Source organism: Paludibacter sp. (assembly GCF_009712605.1).
In the GTDB taxonomy this organism is placed as follows: Bacteria; Bacteroidota; Bacteroidia; order Bacteroidales; family Paludibacteraceae; genus Microbacter.
Genome location: NZ_WASO01000006.1, coordinates 1 through 18997, shown reverse-complemented (window position 1 = coordinate 18997; position 18997 = coordinate 1). Strand labels below are relative to the sequence as shown.

15 protein-coding genes are annotated in these 18997 nt (G+C 42.5%); 10 read left to right on the top strand and 5 right to left on the bottom strand.

What is annotated here, in order from left to right:
• Positions 1 to 30 precede the first annotated feature (30 nt).
• The 5 genes from F8N35_RS06015 to F8N35_RS05995 all read right to left on the bottom strand — a co-directional run bounded on the left by F8N35_RS06015 (position 31) and on the right by F8N35_RS05995 (position 5694).
• Positions 31 to 879 carry a sugar phosphate isomerase/epimerase family protein gene (locus tag F8N35_RS06015; RefSeq protein ID WP_293050440.1) on the bottom strand — a complete coding sequence of 283 codons (849 nt, stop codon included), beginning with the start codon at positions 877 to 879 and terminating at the stop codon, positions 31 to 33.
• Between the two features lie 33 nt (positions 880 to 912).
• Complete coding sequence (locus F8N35_RS06010; protein ID WP_293050438.1) at positions 913 to 2286, bottom strand: carbohydrate porin; 1374 nt, start codon at positions 2284 to 2286, stop codon at positions 913 to 915.
• A 44-nt stretch (positions 2287 to 2330) separates the two neighbouring features.
• Positions 2331 to 3668 (bottom strand): L-fucose:H+ symporter permease, encoded by a 1338-nt coding sequence (gene fucP, locus F8N35_RS06005; protein WP_293050436.1) that lies wholly within the window; start codon positions 3666 to 3668, stop codon positions 2331 to 2333.
• A 31-nt stretch (positions 3669 to 3699) separates the two neighbouring features.
• Complete coding sequence (locus F8N35_RS06000; protein ID WP_293050434.1) at positions 3700 to 4614, bottom strand: carbohydrate kinase; 915 nt, start codon at positions 4612 to 4614, stop codon at positions 3700 to 3702.
• Positions 4615 to 4692: 78 nt separating this feature from the next.
• A complete protein-coding gene (locus F8N35_RS05995; RefSeq protein ID WP_293050432.1) occupies positions 4693 to 5694 on the bottom strand; it encodes a substrate-binding domain-containing protein in 1002 nt (333 codons plus the stop codon).
• Positions 5695 to 5967: 273 nt separating this feature from the next.
• Between F8N35_RS05995 and F8N35_RS05990 the strand changes: the two genes are divergently transcribed.
• From F8N35_RS05990 to F8N35_RS05945, 10 genes are all read left to right on the top strand, one after another.
• Positions 5968 to 6351 carry a 2-amino-4-hydroxy-6-hydroxymethyldihydropteridine diphosphokinase gene (locus F8N35_RS05990; protein ID WP_293050430.1) on the top strand — a complete coding sequence of 128 codons (384 nt, stop codon included), beginning with the start codon at positions 5968 to 5970 and terminating at the stop codon, positions 6349 to 6351.
• A 174-nt stretch (positions 6352 to 6525) separates the two neighbouring features.
• Positions 6526 to 7395, top strand: coding sequence for a nucleoside phosphorylase (locus F8N35_RS05985; protein ID WP_293050429.1), 870 nt, complete (start codon positions 6526 to 6528; stop codon positions 7393 to 7395).
• Positions 7396 to 7408: 13 nt separating this feature from the next.
• A complete protein-coding gene (locus tag F8N35_RS05980) occupies positions 7409 to 8023 on the top strand; it encodes a DUF308 domain-containing protein (RefSeq protein WP_293050428.1) in 615 nt (204 codons plus the stop codon).
• A complete protein-coding gene (gene mnmE / locus F8N35_RS05975) occupies positions 8016 to 9413 on the top strand; it encodes a tRNA uridine-5-carboxymethylaminomethyl(34) synthesis GTPase MnmE (protein WP_293050427.1) in 1398 nt (465 codons plus the stop codon). Before F8N35_RS05980 ends, mnmE begins: the two co-directional genes overlap by 8 nt.
• 797 nt (positions 9414 to 10210) lie before the next feature.
• Entirely contained in the window at positions 10211 to 10627 is a 417-nt protein-coding gene (locus F8N35_RS05970) for a helix-turn-helix transcriptional regulator (RefSeq protein ID WP_293050426.1), read from the top strand.
• Positions 10628 to 10638: 11 nt separating this feature from the next.
• The gene (locus tag F8N35_RS05965; protein ID WP_293050425.1) at positions 10639 to 11115 is read left to right on the top strand and encodes a hypothetical protein; all 477 of its coding nucleotides are present in this window, start codon (positions 10639 to 10641) and stop codon (positions 11113 to 11115) included.
• A 156-nt stretch (positions 11116 to 11271) separates the two neighbouring features.
• Positions 11272 to 12918, top strand: a complete 1647-nt coding sequence (locus F8N35_RS05960; RefSeq protein WP_293050424.1) for a DUF6377 domain-containing protein — start codon at positions 11272 to 11274, stop codon at positions 12916 to 12918.
• Between the two features lie 490 nt (positions 12919 to 13408).
• Positions 13409 to 16423 carry a TonB-dependent receptor gene (locus F8N35_RS05955; protein ID WP_293050423.1) on the top strand — a complete coding sequence of 1005 codons (3015 nt, stop codon included), beginning with the start codon at positions 13409 to 13411 and terminating at the stop codon, positions 16421 to 16423.
• Between the two features lie 26 nt (positions 16424 to 16449).
• Positions 16450 to 17940, top strand: coding sequence for a RagB/SusD family nutrient uptake outer membrane protein (locus tag F8N35_RS05950; RefSeq protein WP_293050483.1), 1491 nt, complete (start codon positions 16450 to 16452; stop codon positions 17938 to 17940).
• Between the two features lie 29 nt (positions 17941 to 17969).
• A partial coding sequence (locus tag F8N35_RS05945; protein ID WP_293050422.1) for a SusF/SusE family outer membrane protein occupies positions 17970 to 18997 on the top strand: 1028 nt, incomplete at its 3' end.

The window sequence follows — 18997 nt, the reverse complement described above, 5'->3', positions numbered from 1 at the left end:
AATCCAATCACATCCGAGCCACTCTTTTTCTCAATTATTATAAAACTCAGCGACCTTATTTTTCATGAACGCAAGGCTGCCTTTTGCCAGGTCTTCTGAATTATACTTCGACGGGCGCCACAAGGAAGTAGGACCAACCAGTTCTTTAATTTCCGAAGAAAAATTTTCCAACACCAACGGTCCCTGATAATTTATTGCCGCAAGAGCCCGGAAGAGATCATCCCAATGAACATTCCCTTCGCCCAGCATTCCACGGTCGCTTTCGGTGATGTGAAGATGCTTTAGTTTTTTTCCGGCTTTAACCACCGGAGTATAAAAGTCCGACTCTTCGATATTCATGTGGAAAGTATCGAGATGTAGACCAAGATTAAGGAAACCAACGCTATCAATCATTGACAAAACCTCATCTACCGAAGTAAACACATAGCTTTCGTAACGATTGATTGGTTCGGGAGCAATGGTAATATTTCGCTCGGCTGCATAAACGGCCAGTTCCGCAAACACATGGTTAATTACTTTGTATTCGGTATCGCTACAAGGCTGACCGGTAAATGTTCCGATTGCCGAATGGAGTACGCCTCCCAGAAAATCACCTTGCATTTCAGCCACTTTGTCGAGAGCCTGTTTTATCAAGCTAAGAGCCTTTTCCGGATATACCGGCAAATGGCATTCCATTGGTAAATTGAGTGTACATCGACATTCCAGTCCGACGTTGTCCAATTGTTTTTTTACAGTTTTTGCTTCGAAATCGAGCGTGGCAGGCAAAATAATTTCGAGCATATCGAAACCATATTCAGCACACTTTTCGATGGCATATTTTCCTCCCTCAGGTGTCCATGAAGGAATAAAAGAGAGTATTGTTGATCCGAATTTTGGCATAGTATTATTTATTACTTTCTAATTATAAAGCGATTAAAAAATCCACCACTCCGTTTTTACACCGATGTAGGTTCCCCAACGCTTGTTATTGATCTGCAACCAGGGTGAATAGTGGTTGGCCGCAGCATAATCGTTGTAGCGGGCAAGCGTCATCACCAAACGGATATGAGGACGGCACCAGGGATCGCGTTTACCAAGTGGTGCAATTGTAGGAGCAAAAGAGAATTTCCACATGGCAGCATCGGGATTTGCACCGTCTTTACGAACGGCATAGTGCAACTCATTGATCAGGTGCAGCCAGTTGGTAGCATAAAAGATACTGCGCATACCCACCACAAAATCGACTTTCCGGTTATAAATTTCAGATCCATCAAAGTAAGTCGCTTTATTATCATTCGAAGCTCCACCCTTGCTTTGGGTAAACACGCCATATCCGTTCAACGTAATCTTGCGCGACAGGTTCAACAGAAAATGTTCTACCGTGGTAAACGAGTAAGCATTGGTATACTTTCCATTTTCGTCGGGAGCACCGTAAGTCGACCAGGTATAGGTAGTTCCGTTGTCTCCACCGTTGGCAATTCCACGACCGTAACGAACGGCAAACTGGTTGAACGAGCCCGGCATACGGGTTTTGATGAAATTGTTGTACTTTGCACCGATCACCCAGCCGTTATCGGATTTAAAGTGCATGGAAGCCGAATCGGAAGAGGCTGCCACATGATGAAATTCGCCCAGCAATTTCAATGTATTTCCGTTGTTTGCAATAATGCTATGTTCAAGCACATAGACCTGACGCTGGCGAATGACCGGATTGGTAGCTCCTGCAACAGTTACTTTATAGTTGTATGGATATGAATCGGTAGATGCCGGCATGTACATTGCAAGTTCAGTGTTCTTGTAACTCACGCCTGCACCTTGCGCCGAATGGTCGTCGAAATAAAAATAGTCGCAAATGTGAATATCGTCGTAACGACGGAAACGTACGCCTACCCATGCAGACCAACGGCTGCCCAGAATATTGCGGGCTTCGATATACGTTTCGGGCAAAATAAATGTCAGGCCACCATCCGTACGGGTGCCGGTATTGCCCATAAACTGACCATTTGCCGCATACATACCCAGACGAACCTGAAACGTAACATTGGTGCTGTCTTTTCCATTCAACATCGGTGTAAAATGAAGTGCCGGCAATAAGTCCATGTAATCGTTTTGCTCCATTCGGCCGACCAAAGATCCTTGTCCTGTCAAATTCAAAGGTTTCCACATGTTACCTTCACCGGTAGGCGACAATCCGACTCCGATACGACCGGTAGTCCCGAATGACATCCGGGTGTTGGTAATCACCACCTGTCCTCTCACGACATGTACAACCATCAAAAAAACTATTATTGAAATGATGTTTTTCATAAGTTTAAACGTTTAAACTTTCGAGTAAAAAATAGACGGATGACTTAATAAGAAGAGAGATGCGAATTGGCTTCCACCTTTTCTTTGTAGCCTTTCAATGCATAGAAAGCAATAAATACAAAGCAAAGCAGCGGAACGACCAACGAATTCGCAATACCAGCCAAATCGGAAACAGCACCCATAAGCATTGTAAGTGTAGCACCACCGATAATGGCCATTACCAGTACTGAAGAGGCCAGTTTGGTGTGTTGGCCCAAATCGCGGATACCGAGAGAGAAAATGGTCGGGTACATGATCGACATGAAGAAACTGGTGGCAACCAACATCCACGCCCCAATTTTGCCCGGCAACAAAATTCCAGCAATCAGCAAAACAACATTCATTACCGCATAGATTCCCAACAAATTATGTCCCTTAATTTTCTTGAGTAACGCTGTTCCCACAAAACGCCCGATAGTAAAAACGACCAATGAGATAGTCAGAAAGTTGGCAGCGACCTTTTCGGGAGTGCCCGGCATAGTACCCTGAATGTAGCGAATAAGGTAACTCCAGATGCAAACCTGCGCACCAACATAGAAGAACTGAGCCAGCACGGCTTGTTTGAAGTGGCGTTTGCCAAATATAAATTTTAATGTGTTCTTTGCTGAGCTCTGTTCTGAAACCTCTTCGTCTTTTACGGTCGGGAATTTAGTAATGGCGATTGCCAAAGCTGCAATCAATATCACCATACCAATTACCAAATAAGGAGTTTGCACGGCCAAAGCTTCGGTTTGATGGTAAGCCCTGATGGCTTCGGGAGCCATAGCCGCCAGTTGTTCTTTCGAATATTCCACGCCGGAGAAAATGAAATGCTGTCCTACCAAAATCCCTGTCACGCAGCCAATAGGGTTGAACGATTGCGCCAGATTGAGGCGAAAAGTAGCCGTTTCGGGAGCACCCAGCACCGATACATACGGATTGGCGGCCGTTTCCAGAAATGCCAGACCGGAAGCTATTACAAACAAAGCAAACAGGAAGAATCCATAAGAAGCCAGATTAGCCGCCGGGAAAAAGAGAAAAGCACCCGTGGCATAGAGCAACAAGCCGATAATAATCCCTGATTTGTAATTAAAACGGCGCATTACCAACGATGCCGGAATGGCAAACAAAAAATAGCCCATATAAAAAGCCGACTGTACCAAACCTGATTGAAAATCGGTCAATTCGAAAGTCTTTTTGAACTGCTTAATGAGAATATCATTCAGGTTACCGGCCATTCCCCACATAAAGAAAAGACTGATAATGAGAACAAACGGGATCAGATAACTTGCTTTCTGCACTTTTGCATCGAGCGATGCAGTGGCGACAACAGCCTTGGGCGAATTAAAATTTGAAGCTTGCATAGTTTTGTGTTTTTAGGATTCAAGGAATTGATTAACAAACGACTTCTGTTTCTTTTTGAACTATAAATGATTTGAGTTGATCGAGAGTATAAGCCGGACAAGCACCATCGCAGGAAGCCACAAAAGACCCTAAGGCTGACGCATATTTCATACTTTCACAAGGTTCTGCGCCTTGCAGTTTTTGAGCAAGAAATGCAGCCAGAAAAGAATCACCGCTACCTACGGTATCCTGAACATCAACCGGATAGGCAGCAACAGAACAAGTTTCCGAAGCTGAATAATAAGTGGCTCCATCCCCGCCCCGGGTTACAATTACTTCATCAATTCCGAAACGTTCCTGCAACGTTCTTACATTTGCGGCTTCATTATCGGCACTTAGCAAATACCATTGCGACAACAGATACAGCTCATTTTCGTTCATCTTTAACAGATTACACTTCTCAAGCAGTTGTTCAACGATCTCAGAATTGTAAAACGGAGCACGCAGATTAATGTCAAACACTTTGTATTGAGCTTTGTCCAGAAGACGAAAGAGCGTTTCGCGCGAAGTTTCTCCACGGGCAGCCAGACTACCGAAAACAAATGCATCGGCCTTTGAAACAAGAGCTTCCTGCTCTTCACTACAGCTGATATAATCCCAGGCAGCATGATGCTGAATGGTATATTCCATCTCGTTTCCGGGTAAAATTTTTGCAATCACCTGACCGGTAACATGTTCGGTATCGCGGGGACAATAACCGGCCGGAATCTGCCATTGATCCAGTAAATTCAACAAGCGCAGACCCATTTCATCGGCACCCACACGAGAGATCATATGACTATCGACACCGAACTTTCTCAGGTGATAAGCCACATTCATCGGAGCGCCACCGGGTTTCACCTGATTGGGGAAAACATCCCACAGCACTTCTCCAAAACAAACAACTGATTTTGATACATTTTCCATGATAAATAAAATATTTGGGGTTTTAAATCTCAGAAAAAAGAATCTGTTTAATCGATTAAACTTTCGTGCAAAAAAAATTTATCGGAATAAAACAGACGATTGACGGACAACCAATTCGGTTTCAAGCGTAACCGACTTTTGCAAACTACTATCGTCAATAGTTTTAAGCAGCAGATTCACAGCCTCTCTGCCAAGATCGGTCATGGGCTGTTTCACATAAGAGACGGGAGCATAGAAAAGATCGAAAGCGTCGGTTTCGTCAAAACCGACCACAGCAACCTGATCCGGCACTTTTACGTTCAACGAGTTAAGATATTTCAAACCTGCAACTGTCAGTAAGTTAGTGGTAAAGAAAACGGCATCCACCGGTTCGGGCAAAGCAAGAAAACCGGCAATCGCTTCTGAAACGTCTTCCGAAACATGGTCAATACGCACCTCACCCACAGCTGCATTATCACCCAACAGATCAATTGCACCGCGCTTACGTTCATTTAAATGGTGCAAAGCAGTGGCATACGTGACAATACCTATCCTCCGGCGGCCATTCTCCAGCAAATGATTGATTGCCGAAGCTGCGGCGGAATAGTTGTTGATTGACACGCAATTGGAGGTGATTTCCGGAAAATAACGGTCGATCATCACAAACGGGATGCCGATTTGCTTCAGGTATTGAGCCTGAGTTTGCGTATTTTCGGGGAAAGCGATGATAAACCCGTCGACCTGACGATTCAGAAACAGCTTAATAAGCTTTTCAGTTTTGGAAGCTTTCTCGTCTGAACTGCCAAAAATCACCGAGTAGCCGGCTTTTTGCGCTTCGTCTTCAATAATCCGTGCAATCTGGGAAGAAAATGGGTTGGCAATATCGGCCACAATCAAACCAATGGTCATGGTTTTTTGTGCCTGAAGGCTACGGGCAATATGGTTCGGCTGGTAATTGAGATCGATAGCAGCCTGTTTGATTTTAGCCGTAATCTCTTTACTGATTCGTCCTTCTTTCTTATTATTCAGCACATAAGAGACCAATGCCGTCGATACACCGACCTGCACTGCAATATCTTTTAAGGAAGTCTTTTTCTTCATAGCTGAATTTTCAGATTAAAGGTAACATGATTATTACGATGCAAATATAGCAGGTTAAACGTTTAAACGTATCGGCATTTATAAAAATTAGAAACATTTAACTACAGAAAGCCGATACGACAAAGAACCAACATACACATTCAATTATATATCAACAATATACAACCACAATAAAAACACAACTTTAATTTGTACAGACATAAAGTCGGATTAATATTTTTCAAATCAGACCTGATTAATGTACTTTTGTTCTCTGTTTACAAGAATAACCCAATGCCCAATACATATATTGTCTCCATCGGATCAAACTCCAACGCGGAACAAAATGTTACCGCAGTGCAAATATTACTGAATAACGCATTTACCAATGTTCGTTTTTCCAACTTTCAATGGATTCCGGCAATCGGAAATCATTACACACAACCGTTTTATAACGGAGCCGTAAGCTTTGAGAGCAGTCTGACAGCATTGGAACTGAAACCGAAACTGAAGGCCATGGAAGTCATACTTGGCCGGACTCCCGAGCAAAAAGCCCAGGGCATTGTGCCCATGGATCTGGACATTATTGTGTGCAACGAAGAGATTATTCACCCTGATTACAACAGGTTTCCATTTGTCAAAAACGCAGTAAACGCTCTCTTAAAAAACGACAAATAATAAATTTGCATCTAAAGGCACAATTTCTTAAACAAAGTCGTATTTTTGTTTGTCCTCAAAATTAACTAAATTTGGCTTTCTTCAAACTACCTCATCTCTTTGTAGACAAAGTAGTTCTTGTGATTACAATGCCAGAAATTTCCTATAAATTTTACAAACCAAAACAACATCGATATGAAATATTTTCCAAGCTCGGAACTCATTATCAATGATGATGGCTCAATATTCCACTTACACCTGCTCCCGGAGCAACTCGCTGAGAAAATCATTTTAGTAGGCGATCCGGGTCGCGTTGAAATGATCGCCTCCTATTTCGAAAATATTGAGTGCGATGTTGCCAATCGTGAATTTCGCACTATTACCGGCACCTATAAAGGCAAACGTCTGACAGTGGTGGGAACCGGCATTGGAACGGACAATATTGATATCGTTGTCAACGAATTGGACGCATTATCGAATATTGATCTCATCAACAGGACAGAAAAGCCGGAACACAAGCAACTGACTTTAGTAAGAATAGGTACATCCGGCGCCGTCCAACCTGACATCAGACCCGGCACATATGTTCTGTCTGAAAAATCGATAGGATTTGATGGCGTACTGAACTTCTATGCCAACAGAAACGCAGCATGCGATATCGAGTTTGAAAAAGCATTCACGCATCATGTCAACTGGCACCCTCAATGGTGCGCCCCGTATGTTGCCGATAATGATCCGGAACTTGTAGAGCGCATCGGAAAAGACGACATGCTGAGAGGCGTAACTATTTCGGCAAACGGCTTTTACGGGCCACAGGGACGCGAACTCAGGCTTCCTCTTGCCCACCCTACCCTGAACGACCTCATAGAAACCTTCCGCTATGGACGGTTCAAAATTACGAACTACGAAATGGAGAGTTCTGCCATTGCCGGCTTATCGAAATTAATGGGACACAAAGCGGTAACCGTTTGCTGCATTATCGCCAATCGTCGCATTCACGATGCATTTCCCAACTACAAAGAATCGGTTCAGATGCTGGTAGAAAAAGTATTGGACAGAATATAAAACATACACAGACATGAAAGAATCGATATTAACCCGCTTCACAGCGAGAACCGACTGGATGTTTCTTCGCAATATTATCTGCATTGCAGCCGGAGTCCTTCTTTGGATGTATCCCGATGCTTTTGCCACAGGAGTTGTTGTTGGCATTGGTATTTTACTGGTACTTTACGGAGTAATTTCCTTTTTACTATCGTTCCGTCATGTGATTCGTAACATATTGATTCACACAGCATCTATCAATTCGATTGTTTCGTTGGTTGTCGGTTTGGCCTTTATCATCAAACCCTCATTTTTTGCACAATGGTTCATCGTGGTCATTGCTATTTGCATTATCGGTCTCTCCATATTGCAACTCATTGAAATCACCTCGCTCCGCAGCTTCAACAGTTCCGTCTCGGCACTCTACTACCTGAGTCCGCTGGTTTTACTGGGACTTGGCATCCTTGTACTGGTTAAACCTGAAGGAGTTGTCAACCTTATAGGCTACTTTGGTGCTGCAGCCCTTATCTACACAGGCATTTCGGGCATATTCCTGACCATACGGTTAAAGAAGGAAAACAAGCGAAAATCGGTAGCGCCGGCAAGCGGAATGCACTACAACTCAAATCAAGATTTTTCGAATGAATAACGATACTATTTGCGCTATTTCAACAGCTCCCGGACAAGGAGCAATTGCTGTTGTGCGCGTTTCGGGGCAACATGCAATTGCCACCTGCAATGCTATTTTCAAAGCCAAAAACAATACCCGCGATGTTCTCTCTCAAAAGGGACAGACGGTGAGCTTCGGCAATATTATCAATCAAAAAGGAGAAACGGTAGATGAAGTTTTGATTTCCGTTTTTCGCAATCCTCACTCCTATACCGGCGAAGATTCGGTAGAAATTTCGTGCCACGGATCGGCATTTATTCAGCAGCAAATCCTTCAATTGCTTATTGCCAACGGTTGCCGCATGGCCGAACCGGGAGAATATACGCAACGCGCTTTCATGAACGGTAAAATGGATTTGTCGCAAGCCGAAGCCGTTGCCGACCTGATTGCCGCCGAATCGGCAGCTGCCCACAAACTGGCTATCAACCAGCTGAAAGGTGGATTTTCAGATGAATTAAATCGTTTACGCGCAGAATTACTTGATTTCACCTCTTTAATAGAACTCGAACTCGATTTCAGCGAAGAAGAGGTAGAGTTTGCCAACCGCGACCAGCTCAATACACTGATTAACCACATAGAACTGGTTACCACCAAACTAATCAACTCGTTCAGCGTAGGAAATGCCGTTAAAAACGGAATTCCGGTGGCCATAGTCGGCGAAACCAACGTGGGAAAATCGACTTTGCTCAACCGCCTGCTCAACGAAGAACGCGCTATCGTTTCCGATATTCACGGTACTACCCGCGACACCATTGAAGAAGTGATGACTTTTGGAGGCGTGCAATTCCGCTTTATTGACACTGCCGGGATCCGCGATACCCGCGATAAAATTGAAAGCCTCGGAATTGAACGCACTTTTCACAAAATCGATCAGGCAACGATCGTTCTTCCGGTGCTCGACTCTACGCGCAGCATCACCGACCTGACACAATTTGCGACCGATATCGTCGACAAAACAAGTGGCAAACAACGTATCTTCATTGTCAACAAAATCGATTCGCTGACCGAAGAAAAACGCACGGCTCTACAAGCTTTGCCGGTGTTGACGAATGAACCCTGCTGTTTCTTGTCGGCCAAATTCGGTCAGGGCTACGAACAACTGCAACAAGCGCTGATTGCTGCCGCCAATATTCCTGAAATAGGCGCAAGCGACGTAATCGTCACCAATGCCCGACATTACGAAGCTTTACTAAAAGCGCAGGAAGCTATCCTGCGGGTAATAGAAGGATTGAACAACAATATTTCAGGGGAGTTCGTATCGCAGGATATTCGCGAATCAATTTATTATCTGGGACTTATCACCGGAGGCAGCATTACCAACGACGAGATTTTGGGTAACATCTTCCAGAAGTTTTGCATTGGAAAGTGAATTTCCAAATCCGACATTATTAAGTCTACAAAGGAAATCTCTCATAATTTCATGATTTTGTAGATATAATTCAATCCGTGCAAATACAATATCATTTTGAATATCAAATCTAAACACAAAGCACTTTTTACTTATCAACTATCAACATTCTAAACGAGCTATAGTTCAATTTTGAAATTTCGTGAAAAAATTGTTCCTTTGAATTCAAGATCAAATTTATTTCATTTTGAGAGAACACAAATGACTTTAAATTTGTTACTATTTTGATTGTTTTTTAATTTTCCATAAGCGGATTCTAAATGTATAGTACATAAACACATATATAACAGCGATGTAAATGTTTTTATTTTTAACCTTTTTCTTACTGGAAAAAGTTTAGTTATTACTAAACTATGCGTATATTTGCAACACAAATAATGGACGAGATTAGACCTAACAAATATATTTTTCATAAATTATTAATTAATGGAAAATGTTTGTTGGATCAATATGAAATTGAAATAGCTTCGAATCCAATTTATTTCCGTTCCTATCAAAGTATCGGGCAATATATGCAAAGATACGTTGATGGTTTAATGCTTTTACAAAAGCAATGGAGAGAAATAAAACATCCTAGATTACGTAAATTAAATGTCAAATGTTTTGAATTTTAAAAAGGGGATCTTCGTGTTTATGGATTACAATCATTAAAAAATCAAATTGTAATATTAGGTGGTTATAAGAACACTCAACCAGAAGATATTAACCAACTAATTTCTATTGTTTCAGATTATCTCAATTCCTAAAAATTACCAAGTATGACTCGTGAAGAATTAATTTGCAGTCCTGGCTATATTATTACTAAAATTCAAATGGATTTATTTGATCAAGTAAGTCAATATTTGAAAGAAAATGGAAATAGCCAAACCAAATTAGCTGAAAAATTAGGCGTTTCTAAAGGATATATAAGTCAAATACTTAATGGAAACTACGACCATCGTATTTCTAAATTAGTTGAATTATCTCTTGCCGTAGGCATTATTCCTACTCTTTCTTTTCAAAGTAAAGAACAATATATTATTCAAGATTGTTTGGTATCTCAGTGTGCTTCCCCTAATGATATTGAATCTTGTAGAAACTATCTACATAGCAATGGCTATTTTACATATGATAGCAATGCTTATTGTACTCCAATTAATAAACAAGAAGAGAAATTAAAGAACAGAGTTGCTTAAATTCTTATTTTATGATAAATGCGACCAAATCGCCACTGATTCTTATTGACTTTGCAATAGTTAGTAGTTCTGGTTTGTTTAGAGGTAATATTGAATCAAGAGCCGATCTAGAGAAAAAAATGGCTCTGTACCCTATTGAAATTGATTTTGGCATATCACAACAAGACAATACCAAAACATATCAAATTCTTTCAAAAATTGCAATCAATTTCCCTTTAAATGAAAAAGAAGAGCCTAAAGAGGGTTATTCTCTATTTGCTGAAAGTGTTGGTTTTTTTGGATTCGATGCGAATGCAGAATTATCAGACAAGCAGAAACAGGAATTTTTGCAATTTTCTGCATTAAGTATTTGTATTACTAATATGAGATTATATCTTTCTAATCTAACTTCGTATTTCCCTTTCGGAAAGTATAATTTCCCATCTATTGATATTAATGCATTATTGCATGATAAAGCGGAACAAGTAATAAATAATCAAAATCAGTAAACAAACATATTTGTTACAACGAGCTATCAAAGCACATTAAAAACAGATGTTTTTTGTGTGCTTTTCTTTTTATTGTACCACAAAACTATATACGTCTCATTTCCAAAGCACATTACATTTTGCATTGAAGTAGAACTCTTCAACAAAAATATCCCCATGAAAAAAATCGTTGTGTTCTTCTTATGCTGTTGCGCAGCTATCAATATAACTGCCAAAAACACCACCGATTCGCTGCTCAAAGTACTGGACAACACCATCGACCAGTATCAAATTTACATTCAGAAAAAGGAGAACAAACTGAATCACCTGAAAGGATTGCTTTCTTATTCGCCATCCAACGATCAGCTCTATACCATTTGCGGACAGCTATACGACGAATACAAAGCCTACAAATCGGATTCGGCATTGACTTACGCCAGAAAGAAGCTTCAAATTGCAGAAAGACTTGCCAATAGCCGGAACATTGCTGATGCACGGTTGAACCTTGCGTCCATTATGGGTACCGTGGGGATGTATAAAGAAGGCATCGATCTGCTGAAAAGTGTCGATATAAACCGGTCGCCCGATCTGAAAGCATACTATTTCCACATTTACCGAACCATTTATGGAAATATGGCCGATTATGCCGTATCCTATCAGGAAAAGGCGTATTATGAAAAACTGACGGCTTCTTTCCGCGATTCGTTACTGGTGACCAACCCTCCGAAGTCGAGCACTCACATTATGGTGCAAACCGACCAGCTCATTGTGAATAAAAGATATGACGATGCCCTGAAAATACTTTTGAAATATTATCCTACCATTCAGGAAGGCAGTCATGACAGAGCAATCATTGCCTACAGTATCTCAGAAGCTTATCACGGAAAAGGAGACCGGAACAATGAAAAAAAATGGCTGATTGTTTCTTCGATCTATGATTTGCAATCGGCAAATAAAGAATATATCTCGCTCCGTAAACTGTCCATCATGCTTTACGAAGATGGCGACATCGACAGAGCCTACAAATACATCCGGCGCTCACTGGACGACGCCCTGTTTTGCAATGCCCGTCTCCGCACTATTGAAATTACCCAGATGCTGCCCATCATTGACAGGGCTTACCAGATGGAAAATAAGGCACGGCAACGTCAGCTCACCATTTTTCTTATCAGCATCAGTATACTGGCTCTTTTCCTGATTCTTACCATAGGCTTACTTTACAGGCAAATGAAGAAGTTGGCGGTTGCCAGAAAAGAACTCAGTACTGCCAACGAACAATTAATCAGCCTCAACGCCGAACTGTCGGATATCAACGAGCAGTTGAAACATGCCAATTTTACCCTGAGCGAGGCCAACCTTATTAAAGAAGAATATATCGGACGGTATATGGATCAGTGTTCGGTGTACATCGACAAACTGGATTCGTACCGGCGTCTTCTCAATAAAACAGCCGCAGCCGGTAAAATCGACGAAGTGCTTCGTACTATCAAGTCCAAACAGTTTATTGAAGATGAATTGGCCGAATTTTATGCCAATTTCGACACGACTTTTCTTCAACTGTTTCCCGGGTTTGTCGAAGAGTTCAATAAACTACTGGTCGAAAACGGGCGCATCGTACTAAAGCAGGGTGAAGTACTCAATACCGAACTACGAATTTTCGCCCTGATACGTTTGGGCATTACTGATAGTGTGAAGATTTCTCATTTTCTGAGATATTCACTATCGACTATTTACAACTACCGCACCAAACTAAGGAACAAAGCCAGCGTACCCCGCGACGATTTCGAAACTCAGGTAATGCGAATCGGCACCAACATCAAATAATAGACCCTCACATACCTTTTAAAGCCTTTGGAATTGAAATTCCAAAGGCTTTTTCTTTTTCAATACCACTACATTTTTCACCTCCCAAAAATCCATCAGAACTCTGTTTATAAACAGATTAAACACTCAAACACTTTGCTTTTTACTACATTTTCAGTACAGGAAAAATATTGAATTCATCTCTGTTCTAATTTTGCATTGTCAATCCTGAGCTTATTGTGCTTTCAGGAAAACTTATTGTTAACCTTAAATTGAAAAAACATGACCCACCGAACTTCACTCTCGCATTCTTACTCTCCCTGACTCAGCCTAACATCAAGGCATAGTCGTTCCTTTTGTCCCTGATTTCGTCCCTCTTTTATACAGTAATTTCAACATGGTTCTTGTTATTTTTTTACTTGAAAACGAAAGAAGGAATAAACAATCTGAATAAATTATTAGTCCTGAATGAGAAATAAAAATTAATGTGTCAACCTTAATTTCAAAATCAATGAATCATCAAAAATTTAGACTTACCGGAATAGCCACATTGTTATGTATGCTGCTTATTTCGACAGGCATTATTGCACAAAACCCTTCTCCCGTTTCGGGCGTTGTGGTAGATCAAAAAGGAGAAGCGCTAATTGGTGTAAGCATCATGATCAAAGGCACCTCCACAGGTACCATCACCAATGTTGACGGGAAGTTCACTCTTCCGGCAACGAACATTAAAAATCCGGTCCTGCTTGTTTCATACGTCGGATACAATCCTCAGGAAGTGGCAGCAAAAGGATCTTCTATAAAAATAGTAATGGCAGAAAGTTCCAAGGCATTGGAAGAGATTGTAGTAGTTGGATACGGCAGTCAGCGAAAAAAAGATCTGACAGGCTCTGTATCAGTAGTTAAAACGGAAGATTTAAGTTCTTTACCTGTACCAAGTGTGAGCGATGCCATGCAAGGACGCGCAGCCGGTGTACAGGTAATTTCTTCCGGAACTCCGGGTAGCGATGCCACTTTCAGAATCCGCGGAACCGGGACTATCAATGATAGCAATCCTCTTTTTGTTATTGACGGATTGCCGGTTTCGAGCGGACTCAACCAATTGAACATGGACGATATAGAATCGTTACAAATTCTAAAAGATGCGTCTGCTACAGCAATCTACGGATCGAGAGGTGCCAACGGCGTAGTGATTATCACCACAAAAAAAGGGAAAGGAGATAAATCGCACATCAATTTCAACTACTCATTCGGACTGCAGGAAGCAACTCACACGATAAAAATGCTGAATGCTTCACAGTTTGCAACATTGCATAATGAAATGATGACCAATGCAGGACTGGCTAAAAATCCCGAATATTCAAGTCCCGAAAGTCTGGGTGCCGGCACCGACTGGCTGGATGCATTATTCGGCACAGCTCCCATGCACAACTACTCTTTTTCTTACTCGGGTAATTCGGACAAATCAAGTTATTATGTGTCGGGTAACTACCTGAAACAAGATGGCATAGTGACCAACACAGGCTATTCTCGTTACACGTTCCAACTCAACACCGAGTCGAAAGTACTACCCGTTTTGAAATTCGGCAACAACCTGACGTTGAACCACGACATCAAATCGAGCGGCAATTACAGCATCAAAAACACAATGCTGGCACTGCCAACCCAGCCAATTTACCGAAGTAACGGTAATTACTCCGGTCCGGTAGCCCAACCTATGTGGGACGGCGACATTGTGAACCCGATAGGCCTTGCCAAAACAGTAGACAACAGCACTTTGGGCTATAACGTAATGGGATCGGTGTTTGGTGAACTGGAAATAATGAAATACCTGAAACTGAAGTCCAATTTCGGATTACAGGCCAACTTCTGGAATTCACGCAGCTGGGCTCCGAAATATGCATGGGACACCAGCATTAATTCCAATTCCTATTTATCGGAACAATATAATAAAAATCTCACCTGGACCTGGGATAACACCCTGACTTTTGACAAATCATTCGGTCTGCACCGCATCGGCATCATGGCAGGTACCAGTGCTCAAAAAAACCGTTACAATTATATGAACGGTTCCATTCAGACTTTTGCCAGCGATTTGACTCAACAACTCAGCAACGGTACTCTACAACCTACAATTGGCGGAAGCACTTCCAGCTGGGCACTATTCTCCGAAATGGGACGTTTCAACTATGCTTACAACGACAAATATCTGGTTACCGCAACTATCCGCCGCGACGGTTCGTCCCGCTTCGGATCAAACAATAAATACGGGATCTTTCCTTCCGTTTCGTTGGCCTGGAGAGCCAGTCAGGAAGATTTTTTCAAAAACATATCCTTCATCAATGATCTAAAAATCAGAGCCGGATACGGTATAACCGGTAATCAGGAAATCGGTAATTATTCGTTTGCATCCTCACTGAACACCATTAAATACAATTTCAACAATACGGTTGTGTCGGCAGTAGTTCCAACAGTAATGCCCAATCCGAATGTACAATGGGAACAACAAAAACAGGCCAATGCAGGTTTTGATGCCACTTTATTCAATCAAAGAGTAGATATCAGTCTGGATGCCTATATCAAACGCACGGACAAGATGCTGGTTCCGATGGTAGTACCCGTATCTACCGGTTATTCTGACGTTTATGTTCCATCCATCAATGCAGGCAAAATGGACAACCGTGGTGTGGAAGTAACAGTAAACACGAAAAACCTTACCGGAAAACTGAAATGGAATTCATCGTTCAACTTTTCCTACAACCAGAACAAAGTGGTCAGCATCAATGACACCGTTCCTATGTCGAGCGGAAGCATCGGATTGAACTATAATCTGGCATTGATCAAAGCCGGACAACCCATCAACGAATTTTACGGATTCAAAACCGACGGTATCTTCCAGAACCAGAAAGAAGTTGACAACCATGCACTTCAGGTTCCAGGCAACGATCCCTACAACCGTACATCTCCGGGTGATATCCGGTTCAAAGACCTGAATCACGATGGAGTTATCAACGATCAGGATAGAACGTACCTCGGCAGTCCGAACCCGAAATTCATATTTGCGATGAACAATACCTTCAGCTATGGTGGTTTCGACCTAAGCATTTTCATGCAGGGAGTGGCCGGCAATAAAATTTGCAATGCCAACCGTTTCTGGAGTGAAGCAATGGATGTAGCTCAGAACCAAACCACTGAAACACTTAAACGCTGGACGGGAGAAGGCACCATTACCTCTATGCCACGTGCCGTTTACAACGACCCCAACAAAAACACACGACCATCCGATCGTTACATCGAAGATGGTTCTTACGTGAGAATCAAGAATGTAAAATTAGGATATACACTACCAACGCAAACGCTGAAAAAAATATATCTGACCAATCTGCGGTTTTATGTCTCTATTGAAAATCTTTGCACATTCACAAAATATACCGGATTCGATCCGGAAGTGGGTGCAAGCGGCATTGACAACAACGTGTATCCGGTTACAAGAACCTACAGCATTGGTGTGAACATTGGTTTATAATTCCTTAAATGAACGATATTATGCAAATCAAAAAATATATTTCCTTCGCTCTGGCAGCTCTATTGTTAACTGCCTGTAGCAGTGACTTTCTGAATAAAGCACCCGAAGACACCATCAACACTTCAAACTTTTTTCAGACGGAAGATGACGCTATTTCTGCTGTCAACGGGGCATACCAACCCCTGCAATGGCCCAAATTGTATAACATGCGCATGTGGACAACGGATATTATGGCCGGCAACAGTATTGTAGGAGCCGGTGGCGGATCCGACGGTATCGAAACTCAGGACGAAGCCAATTTCGTAACGACAACAGATAACCAGGGAGTTCTCGACCTCTGGCGCGGTCCATGGCCCGGTATTCTGCGTTGCAATATTATTTTGCAAAAAGTACCCGGCATGACTATCAGCGAAACGGTAAAAAATAAAGTTTTGGGGCAAGCCTATTTCTTACGTGCTCAGTATTACTTCATTTTGGTTCGTTTCTTCGGCGATGTACCTCTGGTTCTTCAGCCGGTTAATCCAGGTGACGACCTGCGTCCTTTTAGAACCCCCAAAGCGGATGTGTACAAGCAAATCATTTCTGATCTAACCAACGCTATCAACCTGTTACCTAAACGTGAAGATTATACCGGTTCCGATATTGGACGCGCTTCCAAAGGATCGGCAGTAGGTATGTTGGCCAAAGTTTACCTCACGCTGGGCAACTGGCAACAGGTGTCCGATCTCTGCGATCAGGTAAAAACGTTGGGATATGATCTGAATACCAACTATGCCGACAATTTTAACCCGGCAACCGAAAACTCGAAAGAGTCTCTCTTTGAAATTCAGTACACCAGCAATGCCGGATATGGTTTCTGGTCGAACGAAAACCAATCATCATGGTTGAGCACTTTCACCGGACCAAGAGGCTCGAACATGGTGGCCGGCGGATGGGGCTGGAATCAACCGACGCAAGAGTTTATGGATGCCTATGAAACAGGCGATTTACGCAAAGATGCCACAGTTTTATATGAAGGCTGCCCGAAATTCGACGGTATGGATTACCAGAAATCGTACTCCACCACCGGTTACAACCTACGTAAATTTTTGGTTACAAAATCAGTATCAGCTTCTTACGACAACAGCCCGTTGAATTTCCCGGTATTGCGTTATGCCGACATATTATTGATGAAAGCCGAATCACTGAATGAATTGGGCAAAACCTCTGATGCTCAACTTCCGGCCTCGAATGCCAGTGCCACGTTGAATAAAGTCAGAGCCAGAGCCGGTTTGGGAGATGTAACAGGCCTCAGCCAGGCTGATCTTCGCGCTAAGATTCTTCACGAACGCCGCATGGAACTGGCTTTCGAGGGACAGCGCTGGTTTGACCTTATCAGAATTAACAACGGCCAGTACGGTATTGATTACCTCCACTCTATCGGCAAATCGAACATGAGTAGCAAATTTCTCTTACTGCCGGTTCCACAGAAAGAACGTGATGCCAATCCCAACCTGACTCAGAATCCGGGATATTGATTCAAGTTTAACTTCTAAAATGCATACCAATGAGAAAAATTGATATAACCCACATTTGCAGCGCTCTGACAAAACGGTCCTATTTACGGATTACGCTTTTTGCGCTTTCAGTAGCAACATTACTGACTTCCTGCGATCAGTTCGAAGCATTAAAACTGGCCCTCGCCGGCCCATTAACCCTGTCGAGTACCGCTACGACGGTGGTTCTGAATCAGAAACAGGCCAGCCAGACGGGCTTCACGTTAAGCTGGACAACCGGAAGCAACAACGGTTCGGGCGCTTCTATCTCGTACAAACTATTGATCGACAAAAAAGGAAATAACTTTTCCAAAGCGCTCTCTTACGACATGGGGAAAGGTGTCTATTCGAAAGACTTCAACGTTGCTGCTTTTAATGACTCGTTGTTGAACCGTTGGAAAGCGACTGCCGGCACGACAATTGACATGGAGGCAAAAGTGGTTTCTACGATCTATTCGACACCAGAAAGCTCTGAGACTTCCAATGTCCTGACCATCACGGTAACGCCTTACCAACCGGTCAGCAAAACACTTTATATCATCGGAGATGCTTCTCCAAAGGGATGGGACGCAAACAATGCGCTTGCGCTGACACCTTCGGCAACCGATGCTACCGTTTTTGTTTATCAGGGAGCATTGAGCGCCGGAAGCTTCAAATTTATCACTACACCCGGACAGTTCCTTCCGTCGTACAACATGGGTAGCGATGCCAGCCATATTGTTTACCGTCAGCTAAGTACAGACCCAGACAACAAATTTACGATTACCGAGTCTGCGGTTTACAAAATAACGGTCAGTCTGCTGGATTTGACCATAACGATTGCCAAAGTCGATCTGCCTGCTTATAGCGCTATTTACATGGTGGGGAGCGCCGCTCCGAACGGTTGGGATATTTCCAATGCCACCCAACTCGCACAGGACGCTACCAATCCTTATATATTTACTTATAAAGGAGTTATGAATGTCGGCGAATTCAAATTCCCGGTTAATCGGAATTCGGACTGGGGACAGGATATGTACATGAGAACGGACGATACACA